The organism is Lentzea sp. CA-135723 (assembly GCF_050936595.1).
GTDB lineage: Bacteria > Actinomycetota > Actinomycetes > Mycobacteriales > Pseudonocardiaceae > Lentzea.
The window spans coordinates 5,559,322-5,578,151 of sequence record NZ_JBNJMK010000001.1; the positions used below are offsets into that span (position 1 = coordinate 5,559,322).

General features: G+C 68.1%; 17 protein-coding genes and 1 pseudogene. 4 read left to right on the forward strand and 14 right to left on the reverse strand.

Annotation, left to right across the window (positions count from 1 at the left end):
* Window positions 1-364: 364 nt before the first annotated feature.
* Both ACQEU1_RS25455 and ACQEU1_RS25460 read right to left on the reverse strand, forming a co-directional pair.
* Complete coding sequence (locus ACQEU1_RS25455; RefSeq protein WP_433206518.1) at window positions 365-1,429, reverse strand: aspartate-semialdehyde dehydrogenase; 1,065 nt, start codon at window positions 1,427-1,429, stop codon at window positions 365-367.
* Entirely contained in the window at window positions 1,426-2,691 is a 1,266-nt protein-coding gene (locus tag ACQEU1_RS25460; protein ID WP_382443218.1) for an aspartate kinase, read from the reverse strand. Before ACQEU1_RS25460 ends, ACQEU1_RS25455 begins: the two co-directional genes overlap by 4 nt.
* Window positions 2,692-2,795: 104 nt before the next feature.
* Between ACQEU1_RS25460 and ACQEU1_RS25465 the strand changes: the two genes are divergently transcribed.
* Both ACQEU1_RS25465 and ACQEU1_RS25470 read left to right on the forward strand, forming a co-directional pair.
* Window positions 2,796-4,019, forward strand: a complete 1,224-nt coding sequence (locus ACQEU1_RS25465) for a hypothetical protein (protein WP_433206521.1) — start codon at window positions 2,796-2,798, stop codon at window positions 4,017-4,019.
* Window positions 4,019-4,579: a nitroreductase family protein gene (locus ACQEU1_RS25470; protein ID WP_433206524.1), complete on the forward strand. Its 561-nt coding sequence runs from the start codon at window positions 4,019-4,021 to the stop codon at window positions 4,577-4,579. Before ACQEU1_RS25465 ends, ACQEU1_RS25470 begins: the two co-directional genes overlap by 1 nt.
* Here the strand turns inward: ACQEU1_RS25470 and ACQEU1_RS25475 are convergent.
* From ACQEU1_RS25475 to ACQEU1_RS25485, 3 genes are read right to left on the reverse strand one after another with little or no spacing between them, the layout of a single operon-like run.
* Window positions 4,565-5,065, reverse strand: coding sequence for an NUDIX domain-containing protein (locus ACQEU1_RS25475; protein WP_382443221.1), 501 nt, complete (start codon window positions 5,063-5,065; stop codon window positions 4,565-4,567). The genes ACQEU1_RS25470 and ACQEU1_RS25475 overlap by 15 nt on opposite strands.
* Window positions 5,066-5,075: 10 nt before the next feature.
* Window positions 5,076-5,363, reverse strand: a complete 288-nt coding sequence (locus ACQEU1_RS25480) for a hypothetical protein (protein WP_433206528.1) — start codon at window positions 5,361-5,363, stop codon at window positions 5,076-5,078.
* A 42-nt stretch (window positions 5,364-5,405) separates the two neighbouring features.
* Window positions 5,406-5,702 carry a hypothetical protein gene (locus ACQEU1_RS25485; protein WP_382443223.1) on the reverse strand — a complete coding sequence of 99 codons (297 nt, stop codon included), beginning with the start codon at window positions 5,700-5,702 and terminating at the stop codon, window positions 5,406-5,408.
* 324 nt (window positions 5,703-6,026) lie between these two features.
* Between ACQEU1_RS25485 and leuA the strand changes: the two genes are divergently transcribed.
* Window positions 6,027-7,850 (forward strand): 2-isopropylmalate synthase, encoded by a 1,824-nt coding sequence (gene leuA / locus ACQEU1_RS25490; protein WP_433206531.1) that lies wholly within the window; start codon window positions 6,027-6,029, stop codon window positions 7,848-7,850.
* Here leuA and ACQEU1_RS25495 read toward each other — a convergent pair.
* From ACQEU1_RS25495 to ACQEU1_RS25505, 3 genes are read right to left on the reverse strand one after another with little or no spacing between them, the layout of a single operon-like run.
* Window positions 7,847-8,791: a hypothetical protein gene (locus ACQEU1_RS25495; RefSeq protein WP_433206534.1), complete on the reverse strand. Its 945-nt coding sequence runs from the start codon at window positions 8,789-8,791 to the stop codon at window positions 7,847-7,849. The two genes, leuA and ACQEU1_RS25495, sit on opposite strands and share 4 nt — an antisense overlap.
* Window positions 8,788-9,921, reverse strand: a complete 1,134-nt coding sequence (locus tag ACQEU1_RS25500) for an MFS transporter (protein WP_433206537.1) — start codon at window positions 9,919-9,921, stop codon at window positions 8,788-8,790. Before ACQEU1_RS25500 ends, ACQEU1_RS25495 begins: the two co-directional genes overlap by 4 nt.
* A 30-nt stretch (window positions 9,922-9,951) precedes the next feature.
* Window positions 9,952-11,520, reverse strand: coding sequence for a discoidin domain-containing protein (locus ACQEU1_RS25505; RefSeq protein ID WP_433206540.1), 1,569 nt, complete (start codon window positions 11,518-11,520; stop codon window positions 9,952-9,954).
* A gap of 295 nt (window positions 11,521-11,815) precedes the next feature.
* Here ACQEU1_RS25505 and ACQEU1_RS25510 point away from each other — a divergent pair.
* Window positions 11,816-12,235: pseudogene (locus tag ACQEU1_RS25510) on the forward strand (DedA family protein); the annotation flags it as partial.
* Between the two features lie 20 nt (window positions 12,236-12,255).
* Here ACQEU1_RS25510 and ACQEU1_RS25515 read toward each other — a convergent pair.
* The 6 genes from ACQEU1_RS25515 to ACQEU1_RS25540 form a co-directional block, all read right to left on the reverse strand.
* Window positions 12,256-12,837: a TetR/AcrR family transcriptional regulator gene (locus ACQEU1_RS25515; protein ID WP_433206543.1), complete on the reverse strand. Its 582-nt coding sequence runs from the start codon at window positions 12,835-12,837 to the stop codon at window positions 12,256-12,258.
* A gap of 79 nt (window positions 12,838-12,916) precedes the next feature.
* Complete coding sequence (locus ACQEU1_RS25520; RefSeq protein ID WP_433206546.1) at window positions 12,917-14,023, reverse strand: ABC transporter ATP-binding protein; 1,107 nt, start codon at window positions 14,021-14,023, stop codon at window positions 12,917-12,919.
* Entirely contained in the window at window positions 14,020-15,018 is a 999-nt protein-coding gene (locus ACQEU1_RS25525; RefSeq protein ID WP_433206549.1) for an ABC transporter ATP-binding protein, read from the reverse strand. Before ACQEU1_RS25525 ends, ACQEU1_RS25520 begins: the two co-directional genes overlap by 4 nt.
* Window positions 15,019-15,024: 6 nt before the next feature.
* A complete protein-coding gene (locus tag ACQEU1_RS25530) occupies window positions 15,025-15,951 on the reverse strand; it encodes an ABC transporter permease (protein ID WP_433206552.1) in 927 nt (308 codons plus the stop codon).
* A 5-nt stretch (window positions 15,952-15,956) separates the two neighbouring features.
* Window positions 15,957-16,961, reverse strand: a complete 1,005-nt coding sequence (locus tag ACQEU1_RS25535) for an ABC transporter permease (RefSeq protein ID WP_382443233.1) — start codon at window positions 16,959-16,961, stop codon at window positions 15,957-15,959.
* A 96-nt stretch (window positions 16,962-17,057) separates the two neighbouring features.
* The gene (locus ACQEU1_RS25540; protein ID WP_433206556.1) at window positions 17,058-18,737 is read right to left on the reverse strand and encodes an ABC transporter substrate-binding protein; all 1,680 of its coding nucleotides are present in this window, start codon (window positions 18,735-18,737) and stop codon (window positions 17,058-17,060) included.
* Window positions 18,738-18,830 lie beyond the last annotated feature (93 nt).

The window sequence follows — 18,830 nt, forward strand, 5'->3', positions numbered from 1 at the left end:
ACCAGCTTTTCAACGGCCCAGCACCAGGCCTAACACTTGATGCAGGCCGAACGCCCTACCGATCTGCGAACAGCAGGGCTTGGAGCACACGATGGACTCAGAGGAGAGCGCTGCGGAATGGCACTGCATGCTGTCCGAACTTCGCAACGCTAGAACTGACCGCGATGTTCTCGCCGAAGCAGTACTTCGCGAGCACGAGGAGAACCACGACTCAGCCGCGATGTGGTGCACCTCATCCGTTTTGCCGCATCGCGAACGCGATCCGAACTCGACAAGGGAGGTCCTTGCGAAAGATCGCCTAAGGCATCGCGGAAACGAAAACTCCCGCCGCGCCTGGGGCACGACGGGAGTATCTGGACGGAACTCAGAGGCGCTTCGCGAGCTCTTCCGCGACCTCGTAGGTGTTGAGCGCCGCACCCTTGCGCAGGTTGTCACCGCACACGAAGAAGTCCAGCGTGTTCGGGAAGTCCAGCGCCTGGCGAACGCGGCCCACGTATGTCGGGTCGCCGCCCACGACGTCGGCCGGCGTCGGGAACTTCTTCGCCGCCGGGTCGTCGATCAGGACGATGGTCGGCTGCTCCTCGAAGATCTTGTGAGCGGCCTCGACCGTGACCTCGCGCGCGAACGTCGCGTGGACCGACAGCGAGTGCGTGGTGACCACCGGGACGCGCACGCACGTCGCGGACACCTTCAGGTCCGCGATGCCGAGGATCTTGCGGGCCTCGTTGCGGACCTTCAGCTCCTCCGACGACCAGCCGTCGTCCTTGAGCGAACCGGCCCACGGCACCACGTTCAGCGCCAGCGGAGCGGGGAACGGCGAGTCCTCCGCGGACAGACCGGCGGCGGCCAGCACCTCGGCCACGTCGCCCGCCGTGACGCCCGCTTCCTTGCCCGCGAGGGCCGCGATCTCGGCGTACAGGCGGTCGATGCCGGACTGGCCGGCGCCGGAAGCGGCCTGGTAGGAGGCGACGACCAGTTCCTTGAGCTCGAACTCGCGGTGCAGGGCACCGAGCGCCGCCATCATCGACAGCGTCGTGCAGTTCGGGTTCGCGATGATGCCGCGCGGCCGGTTGTCGATCTGGTCCGCGTTGACCTCGGGCACGACCAGCGGCACGTCGGCGTCCATCCGGAACGCGCCGGAGTTGTCGATCGCGATCGCGCCGCGCTCGGCGGCGATCGGCGCCCACTCGGCGCTGATCTCGTCCGGCACGTCGAACATCGCGATGTCCACGCCGTCGAACGCCTCTGGCGAGAGCGCGATGACGGTGAGGTCCTGGCCCCGCACGTTGATCTTCTTGCCCGCCGACCGCGCCGACGCGATCAGCCGCACCTCGCCCCACGGGAAGTCGGAGCGGGTGTTCATGATGTCGATCATCACGGTGCCGACGGCACCGGTCGCGCCGACCAGCGCGAGCACAGGCGCGGTCATCGTCCGGTCCCTGCGTAAACGACGGCCTCTTCGTCGGTGCCCAGGTCGAACGCGTCGTGCAGGGCACGGACGGCGTCGTCGAGCTGGGTGTCGCGGCAGATGACCGAGATGCGGATCTCCGAGGTGGAGATGATGTCGATGTTGACGCCGGCCGTGGCCAGCGCCTCGCAGAACGTCGCCGTGACGCCGGGGTGCGAACGCATGCCCGCGCCGATCAGCGACACCTTGCCGACGTGCTCGTCGTAGAGGACCTGGTCGAACCCGATCTCACCGCGGGACTTCTCCAGGGCGGCCACCGCGCGGGGGCCGTCGTCCTTGGACAGCGTGAATGTGATGTCCGTGCGGCCGGACGCCGCCTGGGACACGTTCTGCACGACCATGTCGATGTCGAGCTCCGCCTGCGCGACGACGCGGAAGATCTTGGCCGCGATGCCGGGGTGGTCCGGAACTGCCGTCACGGTGATTTTGGCCTCGGACCGGTCGTGCGCGACGCCGGTGATCATCGCCTGTTCCACGGGAAGGTCCTCCACTGAACCGGACACGATGGTTCCGGTCTTGTTGCTGAACGACGAACGGACGTGCACGGGGACGTTGTAGCGCCGGGCGTACTCCACGCAGCGGAGCATCAGCACCTTGGCGCCACAGGCGGCCATCTCGAGCATTTCCTCGTAGGTGATCGTGTCGAGCTTCTTCGCGTTCGGCACGATGCGCGGGTCGGCCGTGTAGACGCCGTCCACGTCGGTGTAGATCTCGCACACGTCGGCCTTCGTCGCCGCCGCGAGCGCCACCGCGGTGGTGTCGCTGCCGCCGCGGCCGAGCGTGGTGATCTCCTTCGAGTCCTGGGACACGCCCTGGAAGCCGGCGACGATCACGATGGCCCCCTCGGCCATCGCGTCCTGGATCCGGCTGGGAGTCACGTCGATGATCCGGGCTTTGCCGTGCGCCGAGGTCGTGATCACGCCTGCCTGCGAGCCCGTGTACGAGCGCGCTTCGGCACCGAGTGAGTTGATCGCCATCGCGAGCAGCGACATGGAGATGCGCTCACCCGAGGTGAGGAGCATGTCGAGCTCACGTGCTGGCGGCACCGGCGAGACCTGGCGGGCGAGATCGAGCAGCTCATCAGTCGTGTCACCCATGGCGGACACCACGACGGCGACGTCGTTGCCCGCTTTCTTGGTCGCGACGATCCGCTCGGCCACACGTTTGATCCGCTCGGCGCTTCCCACCGATGAACCGCCGTACTTCTGGACGACGAGCGCCACCGACCTGACCTCCTTCGCGCGACTAAAACCCCACGTCGAAGGCAGCCTACCCGGACCACCTGGTGAGACTCTGGAGCCGTGATGCGCGTGACTACTCTGTCCGGGTGTCGTCAGGTGTCGATGTCGTGGAGGCCCCAGCAGCCGTGCATGAGAGCAGTGCGCGCTCGCGGATGGCCGACGCGCTCAGACACCCGGCGGCCCTGTGGACGGCTCCCGCGCTGATCTACCTGTTCGTCCGGCAGGTCGGGCTCTTCGTGCTGCAGCTCGTCGTCGAGTACCAGAACAGGCTGACCGGCAAGACCGACACGTCCATCGGCAACCTGAAGTCGTGGGACGGCGACTGGTTCCTCGGCATCGCCGCCGGCGGCTACCACGGCGTGCCCGCGCCGCCTTATGACGCGTTCGGCCGCCGCACCGCCGAGACGCCACTGGCGTTCTTCCCCGGCTACCCGGCGTTGATCCGCTGGGTCGACGGGCTGCCCGGCGTGGACGTGGTCGGCGCCGCGTTCGCGGTCAGCCTGATCAGCGGGGTGTTCTGCGCCTACGGGCTGTTCGTGCTCGGCCGGATCGTGCGGGACGGGTCCACGCGCACCGGGTTGATCCTGGTGACGTTGTTCGCGGCGTCGCCGATGGCCGTGGTGCTGTCGATGACCTACTCCGAGGCGACGTTCTGCGCGTTCGCGGTGTGGGCGCTGGTGGGCGTGGTCAAGAAGCGCTGGATCCTCGCCGGGGTGTGCTGCGCGGCCGCCGGTCTCGTGAGGCCCACGGCGGCCGCGTTGATCGTCGCGGTCGGGCTGGCCGCGCTGGTCGCGGTCCTCGCCGACAAGCGCGACTGGCGTGCGTGGGTGGGCGGTTTCCTGGCCCCGCTGGGTCTGCTGGGCTACCTCGCGTGGGTCGGCGTGCAGACCGGTGACGTCATGGGCTGGTTCGGCGTGCAGCAGCGCGGGTGGGGCTCGAAGTTCGACGGCGGCGCGGCCACCTGGGAGTTCGCCTTCGACCACCTGGGCAACCCGCGGTCCGTGCTGGAGACCGGGACCGTCTGGTTGCTGGCGCTGGCGATCGTGCTGGTGTTCTACGCGTGGCGGCGACGGCTCGAGTGGCCGTTGATCGTCTACGGGCTCGGTGTGCTCGTGATGGACATCGGCTCGAACGGCCTGATGAACTCCAAGGCCCGGTTGCTGCTGCCGGCGTTCACGTTGTTGTTGCCGCCGGCGTTGGTGCTGGCGCGTCGCCGGCCTTCGACGGTGCTGTCGGTGCTGGGCATGGCGACCCTGTTCAGCGCCTGGTTCGGGGCTTACTCGCTCGCCGTTTGGCAGTATGCGATCTGATGAACGAGCTGATCTCCGCGCGGCGCAGCCCGCGCGCCTTCGACGGTGCCGCCACGATCTCCGACGCTGACCTGCGGGTGCTGCTGGAGGCTGCCCGGTGGGCGCCTTCGCACGGCAACACCCAACCGGCGCGGTTCGTCGTCGGGCACCGGGGTTCCGCCACGTTCGACGCGATCTTCGAGACGTTGACGCGCGGCAACAAGACGTGGGCGTTCCGGGCTTCGGTGCTGCTGATCGGGTGCGTGGTCACCACCGACGACCGCGGCGACATCCCCAACGTCGAGTTCGGCCTCGGGCTCGCGATGGAGAACATCGCGTTGCAGGCCGTCGACCTCGGGCTGATCGCGCACATGATGGGCGGCTTCGACAAGGCCGCGGCGCACTCGGTCTTCGGGCTGCCCGGCAACGCCCGCGCCCTGGTGGCGATGGCGTTGGGGCGCGCGGGAGCGCTGTCCGACCTGCCGGAGGACCTTCAGGCCCGCGAGCAGCGCGAACGCACGCGCCTGCCGTTGTCCGAGACCGTCTTCACCGGCACCTGGGGCCAGTCACAGCTCGGTTGAGAAGTACTTCGTCGCGACCTCGTTGTGCAGCGGGAACGCCAACGGCACGCAGTCGAAGATGATCGTCCGCTCGGACGCCTCGTCGTTGGGCACGAACGGCGGCATGTCCTCGGCGTTGATGGCGGGCGCGGTGGCGAACATCAGCACCGTTCCCCCGTCCGGCGTCGACACGAAGTGCAACGGCCGCAGGTCGTCGGGCGGAATCCGCACGCCCGCCTCTTCTTCGAGCTCCCGCACGGCACTCTGCTGCCACGACTCGCCGCGGTCCATGAACCCGCTGACGAACGCCAGCTCACCGACCGGCGGAATGGCCCTGCGGACCGTGAGCAGCCCCGTCCGATGCCCGTCCTTGACCGGCACCAACAGGACTACGACGGGCGATGGGTTCGCCCAGACCATGTGCCCACATCGACCGCACGCGCGCGGGTACGCGGCCGTGTCGGCGTACGGGGCACCACAGCTGTTGCAAAAGTCGTCACGCGCCATGTGTTGGAACCTAGTTCAGGCGCCTAACGAGCTTAAGGACGATCGCTCGAACGCCGAGCCAGAAAAGCGCGGCGAGGCCGAAGTTGACGATCACTCGCAACTTGGCGTCCTGCGGGTTGAACAGGTCTTTGAAGGCGAGCGAGATCGGCTCGGCGAGGGATCTGATCGTGGTGGTGATGGGGTTGTCGGGGTTGGCCCCGCCGACGGTGAGCACGACGTGGACGACGAGCACGACCGCCAGCGCGAGGCCGACCCAGCTGATGATTCCGGCGGCTATCCCGACCGCACGCGTCCGCATACCGCCGGAATCTACTACCCAGTAGGTCGCTGCGCGACGAACTCAGTAGCGCGACACCGCGCGTGCCAGCAGACCCGTGACGATCAGCCAGAACACGGCGGCGAGGCCGTAGTTCAGGAAGACGTCGAGGTTGTAGTTGCCGGTGTTGAAGAGACCGGGGAAGAACAGGGCGAGGGGCTCGGCCAGGGACTGGATGAACTTGAAGAACGCGTTGCCCTGGTTGGCTCCGAGAATGATCATCAAGATGTAGAGCACCTCGATGAAGGCGAAGAGCGCGCCGATGCCGCTGATCACGCGGGAAGCCGTGCCGCGGCCACTGGTGGTACGTAATCTGGACATGGCTGTTCAATTCCCGGCTTCGTGCAACCCAAAACTTGCAAGTTGACTTGCTTTGCGCAGGTGAGGCCGGTTGGAGCAACGCGGATCCGCCGTGCGACGGACTCTTCCGGAGACCTCGGACAAAACGGGCGCGCCCCCGCGAGATGTCCCACGATCCGGTCGTCGAGTTCCATCGAAGGCGGGACTGTGGCTAGGCTGTCCGGCGTGTGGCGTTCCCTCCTGCTTCGCTGCCGTGACGGGGTCTGATCAGACCGGCCCCCCGTCGCGGGACTCAGCGTTGCCGCCGGTCGTTCCCCAGCGACGACCCGCAGGAGTACGAGGACCATGACCTCCAACGAGGCCTTCACCACCGTCAGCCCCGATTCGCCGGACGCCTACAGCTCCGGCTCGAGTCGGATTCGCAAGCCCTCCCGCAAGGCGCCGGAGGAGCAGCAGTCGTGGAACCGCCAACTGGGCAGCAGCATGCCGTTCCACCGGTACCGGCCGTTCCACGAGGTAGTAGAGGTCGTCGACCTGCCTGACCGCACCTGGCCCACCAAGCGGGCCGACACCGCGCCGCTGTGGTGCGCGGTCGACCTGCGGGACGGCAACCAGGCGCTGATCGACCCGATGTCGCCCGCCCGCAAGCGGAAGATGTTCGACCTGCTGGTGCGGATGGGCTTCAAGGAGATCGAGGTCGGGTTCCCGGCGGCCAGCCAGACGGACTTCGACTTCGTCCGGGAGATCATCGAGGACGGGGCGATCCCGGACGACGTGACGATCCAGGTGCTGACGCAGTGCCGCGAGGAGCTGATCGCGCGGACGTTCGAGTCGCTGCGCGGGGCCGGCAAGGCGATCGTGCACTTCTACAACTCGACGTCGGTCCTGCAACGGCGAGTGGTGTTCCGCTCCGACCGCGACGGCATCAAGAAGATCGCCACGGACGCCGCGAAGTTCGCCAAGAGCATCGAGAAGGACTACCCCGAGACGGACTTCCGGTACGAGTACTCGCCGGAGTCGTACACGGGCACCGAACTGAGCTACGCGCTCGAGGTGTGCAACGCGGTGCAGGAGATCATCGCGCCCACGCCGGAGAAGCCGCTGATCATCAACCTGCCGGCGACGGTCGAGATGGCCACGCCGAACGTCTACGCGGACTCCATCGAGTGGATGTCGCGCAACCTCGCCAACCGCGAGGCCATCATCCTGAGCCTGCACCCCCACAACGACCGGGGCACCGGCGTCGCGGCGGCCGAGCTCGGCTACCTGGCCGGCGCCGACCGGATCGAGGGCTGCCTGTTCGGCAACGGCGAGCGGACCGGCAACGTGTGCCTGGTGACGCTGGCCATGAACATGTTCAGCCAGGGCATCGACCCGCAGATCGACTTCAGCGACATCGACGAGGTGCGCCGCACGGTCGAGTACTGCAACCAGCTGCCGGTGCCCGAACGGCACCCGTACGGCGGTGACCTGGTCTTCACGGCGTTCTCGGGCAGCCACCAGGACGCCATCAAAAAGGGCTTCGAGGCGTTGGAGGCCGACGCCAAGGAGGCAGGGACGCACGTCGACGACTTCCAGTGGGAAGTGCCGTACCTGCCGATCGACCCCAAGGACGTCGGCCGCAACTACGAGGCCGTCATCCGGGTCAACTCGCAGTCCGGCAAGGGCGGCGTGGCGTACCTGATGAAGCAGGAGCACCACCTGGACCTGCCGCGGCGCCTGCAGATCGAGTTCTCGAAGGTGATCCAGGAGGTCACCGACACGCAGGGCGGCGAGATCAACCCGAAGGAGATGTGGGACGCCTTCGCGGAGGAGTACCTGCACGGCCGGGTGCCGATGTACCTGCTCAAGCACAAGGCCACGTCGGACGGCAGCGGGCACGAGGAGATCACCGCGACCCTGCTGATCGACGGCGACCAGCAGGAGATCACGGGATCGGGCAACGGTCCCATCGCGGCGTTCGTGGACGCGCTCGCGTCCGTCGGGTACGACGTGCGGGTGCTGGACTACGCCGAGCACGCGCTGTCCGCCGGTGACGACGCCCGCGCGGCCGCCTACCTCGAGTGCGCGGTGGGCGACCGGGTGCTGTGGGGCGTGGGCATCGACTCGTCCACGGTCGCCGCGTCGTTCCGCGCGATCGTGTCGGCGATCAACCGCGCCAACCGCTAGGAGACGACGGACGGGGAGGACGCGTGCGGCACCAACAGCCGCGGCGCGCCCTCCCCGTTCGCCTGCACGGCCCAGATGCCCTCTCCCGGCAGGCCGTAGGCGATGGTGTCGTTGTCGAGCCACACGACCTGGTCGTCGATCCCGCGGGTCTCGGCCAGCGGTGTCTCCACCATCGTGGTCAGGTCCAGCACGTGCTGGCGCCACGGCCGCGCGCCGTCGCCGGGCACGCGCTTCTTGAACGCCAGGCGCTTGCCGTCCGGTGACAGCGACGGGCATTCGGCGTTCTCCCGCACCGGTTTCGCGGACTCGTCCGTCGCGTCGCCCTGCACCAGGTACGTCTTGCCGCCGGTGCTGAGCGTCGCGTAGTAGGTGCGGTCGTCGGGGGTGAACGTGACGCCCCACCAGTTCATGTCGTTGGTCGTCTTCATGCCCTCGACGCGGGTGCCCTCGACGTTGCTGGAGTAGACCTCGGTCTCCTGGTCGTAGATGCCGGTGCGCGTCGAGAACGTCCCGGCCTGCGCGTACGAGTCGCCGGTGACGAACGTCGTCCACGACGCCATCCGCCCGTCCGCCGACAGCTTCGCCCGGTTCGGCACGCCCGCCACGGCCATGCGCTTGCGCTCGTTCAGCGCCCGGTCGACGAACACCGCCGACGAGCCGGGCAACGGGCCGGAGCCGTCCGCGAGGCACAGCCCCTCGCCCGCCGCCGTGAAGAAGCGCTTGCAGGACAACGAACTCACCCGTCGCGGCCCACCCGGCGCGGTCAGCGGCACCGAAGCCACCTTCCCGCTCACCTCGTCCACGAACACCAGCCGCCCGGACTCCAGTTCGACCGGTCCCTCCTCCACCGCGACGGAGACGACGTCCGGCGTCCGCAACGCGTAGGCGGTGGCACCGGCACCCAACGCGAGCACGGCCACGACGACGATCAGGATCCTCACCACGCGAACCACGTCCACAGAGCACCGAACAGCACGGAAGAAGCGGCACGGGCCAGCACCTGCCCGGTCTGCAGCAGGGCCAGACCGGACGTGCGCAGCTCGTCGGGGATCATCGGCCCGGCCACAGCCATCAGCACTCCGTCGGTGCACGCGTAGAACAACCCGTGCAGCACCAGAACCCCTACGAGCAACGAAATCCCGGACGCACCGACCAACAACACGTACGCGCCGGCGAGCGCCACGTGCCCGAACACGAACACCCGGAACCGCCCGACCCGGTCGGCGAGCGACCCGAGCGGCACGGCGGCGAGCAGGTACACGCCGGCCGTGCCGAGGGGCAGCAGGGCGATGTACGCGACCTCGACGTCCAGCTTCTTCTGCAGCAACAGGTAGACGAACCCGTCGCCCAAGGTCAGGAAGCCGAGCCCGCACGCGACCAGGCAGACCCGCCGGAACGGCCTGGACCGCAGCAGTCCGAACGCCGATCGCAACGACACCGCGACGCGTGGCAGCACGTCCCGGTGATCCCGCACGAACAGCACCAGGACCAGAAACCCAACAGCGGCAAAGCAGAAGCTCACCACGAACACCACGTCGTAGCGGGCAGGCAACGTCCACAGGAGGCAGAACGCCACCAGCGGGCCGAGGAACGCGCCCACGGTGTCCATCGCGCGGTGGACACCGAAGGCCCGTCCGAGCGCCGAGGGCTCGCTGCTCAACGTGATCAGCGCGTCCCTCGGCGCGGTGCGCAAGCCCTTGCCGGTCCGGTCCCCGGCCAGCACGAGCCCCATCGCGGTGGCCGAGGTCCCGGCGGCGAGCAGGCCTAGCTTGCCCAGCGCCGAGATCCCGTACCCGAGTCCGGCCACGAACTTGCGCCGTTGCCAGCGGTCCGCAGCGTGACCGCCGGCAACGCGAACGAGTGCCGTCACACCGGTGTAGATGCCGTCGAGCAGACCGAACTGCAGTGGGGAGAACCCCAGCCCCAGCACGAGGTAGAGCGGCAGGATGGCGGTGACCATCTCGGACGAGACGTCCGTGAGCAGCGATACCGCGCCCAGCGCGAGCACGTTGCCCGCGATCCTGCCGGTGCCACCCGCCGCTGGAGCTTGTCTTGCTGTTGCGATGTACACGACGGCCTCCGGCTCAGCAGCCAAGAACGGCTAGCGGCAGTTGAAAGGACCGGCCTTGTCGCGCACCTTGCCCGCGGTGTCGATGATCTCCCAGGAGAAGGAGCGACCGGACAGGGTGAGCTTCATGACGCCGTGGGTGTCCGCGAACCAGCTCTCGACGCCCTTGCGGGGCGTGACCTCGTCGTAGAGGAAGTCACCGCCGATGCCCACGATCGCGGAGCGCAGGCCGTTGGCCTCGTCGACCGAACCGCTCTTGTTCAACGGCTTCAACCGCTCGTAGTGGTGGTCGTGACCGTTCAGCACCAGGTCGGCCTTGGCGTCCGCGAACGCGTTCCACAGCGGCGCCATCACGGCCTTGTCGCCGTACTCGCCCGAGTTGAACCGCGGGTGGTGCCAGTAGCCGACGACGCACGCCTTGGTGTTCGCGGCCAGGTCGGCCTTGAGCCAGTTGAGCTGCGTCGAGTCGGCGCCGGTGTCGTACACCTTCTGGGAGTCGAACGACACGAAGTGGAACTCGCCCGCTTCCCAGCTGTAGTACGGCTTCCCCTGCGGGAACGCCTGCGTGCCGAAGTAGGACTTGTAACCGTTGAGGTTGTCCTCCCACTCGTGGTTGCCCGTCGCGGGGTGCGTGATGTTCTTGTACTTGCCCCACGACTTGTCGTAGTGCGCCTTGAACTCCGCGAGCGTGCCGGAGTCGTACTGGTTGTCGCCGACCGTGAGGATGTGGTTCGGCTTGATCTGCTCGATCAGCTTCGCCGTCTCGTAGTGCTCGGTGTTCGTCAGCGACGCGATGTCACCGGCGGCGACGACCGTGATGGTGTCGCCGGGCGCGGCGGGCTTGGTGGTCGCCTGCACCGCGTTGCTCGCCGGGCCGAGGTTGCCGGCCGCGTCCCGCGCCTTGACGGTGTAGGCGAACTGCGTGCCCGACGCGAGGCCGGTGTCGGTGAACGTGGTGCCCGTCGGGGTGCCGACGACGCTGCCGTTGCGCAGCACGTCGTACCCGGTCACGCCGACGTTGTCGGTCGCGGCCGTCCACTGCAGGCTGACCGAGCTCGACGTGGTCGCGGTCGCGGCGAGCCCTGCCGGTGCGGTCGGCGCCGTGGTGTCGCCGTTGGGGTTGGCGCCCCAGACCTCCAGGCCGAACATCGAGTAGCCGTAGGTCGTGCCGCGCTTGGTGCCGTAGATCCGCACGTACCGGCCGGACGCGGACAGCGCCGTCTCGTCGACGCCGCCGTTCTGCCCGGTCAGGGTCTTCTTCGTGCTCCACGACGACCCGTCGTTCGACGTCTGGATCTTGTACTCGGAGGCGTACGCGGCCTCCCAGCTGATCTTGACCTTGGCGATCGTGGCGACGCCGCCGAGGTCGACCGCGATCCACTGCGGGTCGACGCCTTCGAGGCTCGCCCACCGGGTGGCGGGGTCCCCGTCGACGGCGTTGGCCCCGCCGAACGTCTCGGCCTCGACGGACGACGTGGTGGTGGGCTTGTTCGCGGAGAGCAGGGTGTCGGCCGCGTGCGCCGTGCCGGAGCCCGCGAGCTGCGGGACCACCAGCGCGAGGAGCGCTAGCGCGACACCCGTCCGGGTGCGTTTTCTGATCACTTCGTCCTCCTGGGCAAGGGGCGGCGGCTCGAAGGATTGGTTAAGAAGCTTTCCAATTGAGTTCGGAAGGTAGGGGCGGCCGAACTCGCAGGTCAACGAGATGGAGGCGGGCCGGGCGCGGACAGGACCACCGCACCGGCCATGACCTGGCTCACACGAGGAGCGGCGCCGGGCCCAGCTCTGCCCGAACGAACAGCCACAACGGGTTCGATCCGTTGTGGACCGGATCCTGTGGACGCGCTGAAGAAAGACCCTGGCCGGGATTGTTCACCTGGGTCACGTACGTTCACCGATCATGAGCACCGCAGCCAGCCTCGTCGTGCTGTTCCTGGTCGCCGTCGTGCCGTTGGCACCGACGGAGGCCGTGCTCATCGGCGCCGGTGTCCTGGCCGCGTCCGGTGAGGTGCCGCTCTACCTCGTCGTGCTCGTCGCCGCGGCGGGCTGCCTGGTCAGCGACTTGATCAACTTTACCGCAGGGCGCCGGATGGGCATGAAGGCGCTCGACAAGGTCAACAAGAACGCCAAGGCGCGCGCCATGGTCGTGTGGACGGCCGACCAGCTCGCGTCCAAGGGCGAGACGATCCTCATCGCCGCGCGGTTCCTGCCGGCGGGCGGCATCGTCGGGGCGTTGCTGACGGGGGCGCTGAAGTGGCCGTTGCGGCGCTTCGTGCCGGTGGCGGCGCTGGGGTCGACGCTGTGGAGCCTCTACCCCGCGACCGTCGGGTACATCGGCGGTCAGCTGGTCGACGAGGCGTGGCTCGCGATGCTGTTGTCGTTCGGCGTCGCCACGCTCATCTCCATCCCCATCGGCATGGCGATCCGTGCGCGCAACGCCAGCCGCACTCTCTCGTACGCCGAGGCGTCGTCGTAGAGCACCGCGAACCGGTCCGCGGCCGTCAGCAGTGCGTCCACCTCGAACGCCATCTGGGCGTCGCCGGACAGCCGTTCCAGCAGTGACACCCAGCGCAGGTTGAAGAGCATCAACGCGTCCCGCACGCGGCCAGGTCTGGCGGCGAACTCCGACCGCGTGACGACGAAGAAGCAGCCGCCGGGGAACACGCGGCGCTTCGAGTAGTCGAGCCAGCGCTCGGCCAGGTCGAGCAACGTCCCGCCGGCCACCACGACCTCGCGCGCGAAGATCTCCGCGGCCGTGTGCACGGTGCAGATCTGGAGCTCTTCCTTCGCGCCGAAGTGCGAGAACACCCCGCTCTTGCTCATGCCGAGCTCGACCGCGAGCCGCCCGATCGTGACTCCTTCGAGCCCGTCGACGGACGCGATCTCCGCCGCGCGAAGGAGGATCGAGCCACGACTGTCCATGGCACGAGGACAGCGGAAAGCCCTGGAGAAACGACCGGGGCCACCTCGAAAGGTGGCCCCGGATCGTTCACGACGGTTCCTACGGGTTCAGCGCCTCGGTGACCGACGCCGGTCCGACGAGTGGCACGTCGGGCGACAGGCCGTCGCCCTCCTCCACCAGGATCGGCTTCACCTCGTGCGCCTGGATCTCGCCGGACTGGATCTGCTCGGCGTAGTGGCACGCCACCTTGTGCCCCGGCTTGAGCTCACGCAGCACGGGCCGTTCGGTGTCGCACTTCGTCGCCTGCTTCCACGGGCACCGGGTGTGGAACCGGCAGCCGTTCGGCGGGTTCGCGGGCGACGGCAGGTCGCCCGCGAGCAGGATCCGTTCGCGCCGGTCCTCGACCACGGGGTCGGGCACCGGGATGGCCGACAGCAGCGCCCGCGTGTACGGGTGCAGCGGCTCGGCGTAGAGGGCCTCGGAGGTGGCCTCCTCGACCAGGCCGCCGAGGTACATCACGCCGACGCGGTCGGAGATGTGCTTCACGACGGCGAGGTCGTGCGCGATCACCAGGTAGGTCAGGCCGAACTGCTCCTGGAGCTCCTCCAGCAGGTTCACGACCTGGGCCTGCACCGACACGTCCAGCGCGGACACCGGCTCGTCGGCGACGATCAGGTCCGGGTTGAGCGCCAGCGCCCGCGCGATGCCGATGCGCTGCCGCTGACCGCCGGAGAACTCGTGCGGGTACTTGCGCAGCGCCGTCGTCGGCAGGCCCACGGCCGTCAGCAGCTCGCGCAGCCTCTTGGCGGTGGACTCCTTGCCCTCGTCCAGGCCGTGCGCCCGCAGGCCCTCGACCAGGATCGACTCGACGGACTGACGCGGGTCGAGCGACGACAGCGGGTCCTGGAACACCATCTGGATCCGGCGCCGCATCTTGCGCAGCTCCTCGCCCTTCAGCGCCGAGAAGTCCTGCCCGTCGAAGACCATCTTGCCCGCGGTCGGCTCGTTGAGCCGCAGCATCGCCCGCCCGAGGGTGGACTTGCCGCAGCCCGACTCGCCGACGAGCCCGTACGTCTCGCCGCGCTTGATCTCCAGGTCGACGCCGTCCACCGCGTAGACGTGGCCGACCGTGCGGTCGAAGAACACCCCCCGCTTGATCGGGAAGTGCACCTTCATGTCCTGGACGGAAACCAGGGTCTCGCTCATACCGGCACCTCCTCGGCGGCGGGAGTTCCCGGCACGACCGGGTTGTGGCAGCGGAGCAGACGGCCCAGCTGGTCTTCCTCCGCCGGTGTCTCCGCACGGCAGATGTCCAGCGCGTTCGGGCACCGGGGAGCGAACGCGCAGGCGCTCGTCCACGGGATGTTGTCCGCGACGGATCCCTTGATGGGCGTGAGCTTCTCGCCCCGCCCGGCGTCGAGGCGCGGGATCGAGGCCAGCAGGCCGTGCGTGTACGGGTGGCGCGGCTCCGAGAAGAGCGGGTGCCGCGGCGCCTTCTCGACGACCTTGCCGCCGTACAGCACGTTGACCTCGTCGCACAGGCCCGCGACGACACCCAGGTCGTGGGTGATCATCACGAGCGCCGTGCCGAGGTCCTGGACCAGTTCCTTCATCAGCGTGAGGATCTGGGCCTGGATGGTCACGTCCAGCGCCGTCGTCGGCTCGTCCGCGATCAGCAGCTTCGGCCGGCACGCGAGCGCGATCGCGATGAGAGCGCGCTGCCGCATGCCGCCGGAGAGCTGGTGCGGGTACTCCTTGAGCCGCCGGTTCGGGTCCGGGATGCCGACCTTGTCCAGCAGGTCCTTGGCCTCGATCATCGCTTCCTTGCGGGCCAGGCCGCGGTGCCGTTCGAGCACCTCGGTGACCTGCAGGCCGATCGGGATGACCGGGTTGAGCGACGACAGCGGGTCCTGGAAGACCATGCCGAGCTCGCTGCCGCGCTTGTCGCGCATCTGCTTGTCGGACAGCTTCAGCAGGTCCGTGCCGTCGTAGGAGACAGTGCCGGTGATCTTGGCGCCGCGCTTGGGCAGCAGACCCATGATCGCGAGCGAGGTCACGGACTTGCCGCAGCCCGACTCGCCGACGAGCCCGACCGTCTGGCCGGGCTCCACGTCGAAGCTGACGCCGTCGACCGCGGTGAACGGTTCCTCGCCACGACGCTGGAACACGACGGAGAGGTCACGAACTTCGAGCAGTGCCACGACGACTCACCGCCTGTTCTTCGGGTCGAGGGCTTCGCGCAGGGTCTCGCCCATGAGCGTGAAGCCGAGCGCGACGATGATGATGCAGATGGCGGGGTACGCGGCGAGCTGCGGGTGGGTGTCGAACACCTTCTGCACGTCGCCGAGCATCTGACCCCACTCCGGGATCCGGTCGTCCGGGTTGCCGAGGCCGAGGAACGACAGCGCGGCCGCCTCGATGATCGCCGTGGCGAGCACCAGGGTCGACTGGACGATCACCGGGCCGAGCGAGTTCGGCAGCATGTGCCGGAACACGATCGCGCCCTTCTTCACGCCGAGCGCCGTCGCGGCCAGCACGTGGTCGCTGTGCCGTTGCGCCAGCATCGAGCCTCTGAGCAACCGGGCGAACACCGGGATCTGCACGATCGCCACCGCGAGGATCACGGTGAACTGGCTCGGCCGCGCGAACATCGCCGCGATCGAGAACGCCAGCAGCAGCGACGGCAGCGAGAGCATGACGTCGACGACGCGCATGACGACCGAGTCGACCCAGCCGCCGAGCGCGCCCGCGAGCGTGCCCAGGATCAGGCCGCCGGTGAGGCCGATGATCGTCGCGCCGATGCCGACGATCAACGTCTGCTGCGAGCCGATCAGCAGGCGCGACAGGAAGTCGCGGCCCTGCAGGTCACCGCCGAGCGGGTGGCCGGGCTGGGCGGGCGGGATCTCGTTGCGCGCCTTGACGACCTGGTCGATCAGCATCGGGCTGGACGGGTCGTGCGGCGCGAGCCACGGCGAGAGCAGCGAGACCGCGACGAAGATGCCGATGATCACCGCGCCGGTGAGGAACACCGGGCTGCGCTTGAGCCGCTTCCACGCGCTCGCCGCGAGCGAGACACCCGCGGTCTCGGCGAGGCCGTCGATCTTGTCCTTCTTGCTGGTAACACCAAGAGCCACTGGTCTCACCTCGTCCTGATGCGCGGGTCGATGAGCGCGTACGAGAGGTCGACCAGCAGGTTGACCACGACGTAGACGCTCGTGGCCATGATGATCAACAACAGCAGCACCGGGTAGTCACGCCGTTCGAACCCGATGGCGAGCGCCTCGCCGACACCGGGGAAGCCGAACACCTTCTCGGTGAGCACCGCGCCCGACAGCAGCGCGCCGGTCTGCAGGCCGATCGTCGTGACGACCGGGAGCATCGCGTTGCGCAGCACGTGCCGGCGGCGGATCACCGGGGCGGTGAGGCCCTTGGACTCGGCGGTGCGCACGAAGTCCTCGTCGAGCACGTCGAGCACGGCCGCGCGGGTGATCCGGAAGATCACCGCGAACGGGATCGTGGCGAGCGCGATCGACGGCAGGATCAGGTGTTCCAGCGCGTTGAACGTCGCGTCCCACTCGCCGGTGATGATCCCGTCGAGCGTGAAGAAGCCGGTGACGCGGGTGGCGTCGATGGCGTCCTGCCGGCCGCTCGAAGGCAGGCCGAGCGCGGACGAGGCGACGCCCTTGAGCACGAAGGCCAGGAAGAACACCGGCACCGCGACGCCGATGAGCGAGCCGACGACGCTGAGGTTGTCGAAGATGCCACCGCGGCGCTTGGCCGCGAGGTACCCGAGCGGAACGCCGACCGCGATCGCGATGAGGATCGCGAAGAAGCTCAGCTCGAGCGTCGCGGGGAACCGCGTCAGGAAGATGTCGAGCGCCGAGTCACCGGGCTGAACACCGGTGGAGACGCCGAAGTCGCCGGTCGCCGCGCGACCCAGGAACTTGAAGTACTGGAGGACGATCGGTTGGTCGAGGCCGAGCTGCTTGGTGAGCTCCGCCGCCTTCTCCGGAGTAGAACGATCTCCCAGGAGGGCCGAGACCGGCCCTCCTGGGAGCACGCGCAACCAGGAGAAGAGCAGCAGCGAGAGCACCAGCACCACGCCGACCAGCTGAACCAGCCGTCGAATGGTGTAGCGGAGCACTTGAGCTACCCCGTTGTTCTCTTGTGGTGGGAGTGGGCGCCAGGACCGGCGGCCTCGACCGGGGCCGAGGCTGCCGGTCGAGGCACCGGTTCAGGCTCAGCCCTTGGAGACGGGGCCGAACTTCTCGTCGGTCAACGGGCTGGGCACGAGACCCTTGACGTCGGACTTGAGCACCAACGCGGGCGGGGAGTGCGAGATCGGGATCGCCGGAAGGTCCTCTTCCATGATCTTCTTGTTGATCTCTTCGTACAGCTTCGTGCGGTTGGCCTCGTTCGGCTCGGAGTTGGCCTTGGCCAGGTCCGCGGCGAGCGTGGCGCCCCACGGCGACACACCGGTGTTGAAGCGGTTGTCGGTGCGGCCGAAGAACGTGCCGACCCAGTTGTGCGCCGTGCCGTTGTCGCCGGTCCAGCCCAGGAGGAACAGGTCGGGGATACCGCCGTCGACGTCGGTCAGGTAGCCACCGTTCCACGGCTTGGTGACGACGTCGATCTTGATGCCGGCGGCCTGCAGGTCACCGGAGATGGCGCCGAACAGGTCCTTCGGGGACGGCATGTACGGGCGCGTGACCTCGGACGGCCAGTAGAACTTCAGCGTCAGGTCGGTGGCACCGGCCTCGGCCAGCAGCGACTTGGCCTTGTTGACGTCGTAGCCGACGGCCTTCAGGTCCTTGTTGTAGCCGTTGACGGTGTCCGGCATGAACTGCGTCGCGACCTTGGCGCCCTCGGGCAGCTGCGACTTGACGAGCTGCTCGCGGTTGATCGCGTACTGCAGCGCCTGGCGGACCTTGAGGTCGGCGAGCTTCGGGTTGTTCTTCTGGTTGATGCCCAGGTAGAACACGTTGAACGCCGGGCGGATCGCCACGTTGAAGCCGTCGGTCTTCAGACCGGCCCAGTCCGCCGCGTTCGGCAGGTCGTAGCCGTCGATGTCGCCGGCCTTGAGCGCCTGCTTGCGGGCGGTCTCGTCCGGGATGATCTTGAAGACGATCTTGTCCAGCTTGGCCTTGGTGCCGTGGTAGCCGTCGTTCTTGACGAGCTCGACGGTGTTGTTGGCCTTGTCGTACTTGCTGAACTTGAACGGGCCCGTGCCGGTCGGGTGCTCGTTCGCGTACGCCGGGAAGGTGAACGCGTCACCGGCGGCCTGGACGTTGTCCGCGTCGTACTTCTGCAGCGCCGTGGGGCTGGAGATCGAGAACGACGTGAAGCCGAGGACCGACGGGAACTGCGAGGTGACCTCGTTCAGCTCGACGACGGCGGTCTTGGCGTCCGTGGCCTTGCACGACTTGAACAGGGAGGGCTTGTCCGGCGTGCTCGCGAAGCCGCCGAAGTTGTCCAGCCAGTACTGGGAGACGGCGTCGGACGTGCCGGCGCCCTTCTGGTTGTACCAGCGGTTGAAGTTGAAGCAGACGGCCTCGGCGTTGAAGTCCGTGTCGTCGTGGAACTTCACGCCCTCCTTGAGGGTGAACGTCCACGTCTTGCCGTCCGCGGAGGGCTCGTACTTCGTGGCGAGCGCGGGCTCGACCTCGGCGGTACCCGGCTTGAAGCCGACCAGGCCCTCGAACATCTGGCGTGAGACCCGGAAGGTCTCGCCGTCAGTCGCGTAGAACGGGTCGAAGAGCTTCGGCGCGCCGGCGGCGCCGAAAGTCAGCGTGCCGCCTTCCTTGCCGCCGCCGCCAGAGTCGCGCTGGGATTGCGCGCAACCGGACAGGGCGAGCGCGCTGACGCTGAGGAAGCCGATCGCGGCAACCCAACGGCGGCGAGCCGTTACTGAGTGGACCATCAAACACCCCTTGGACAATCCGCACATCTCACGGTGTGGTCGCCGACCATAACCGTTGTTCATACCCCGTCCGGGGTTACTCAGGTCACGATC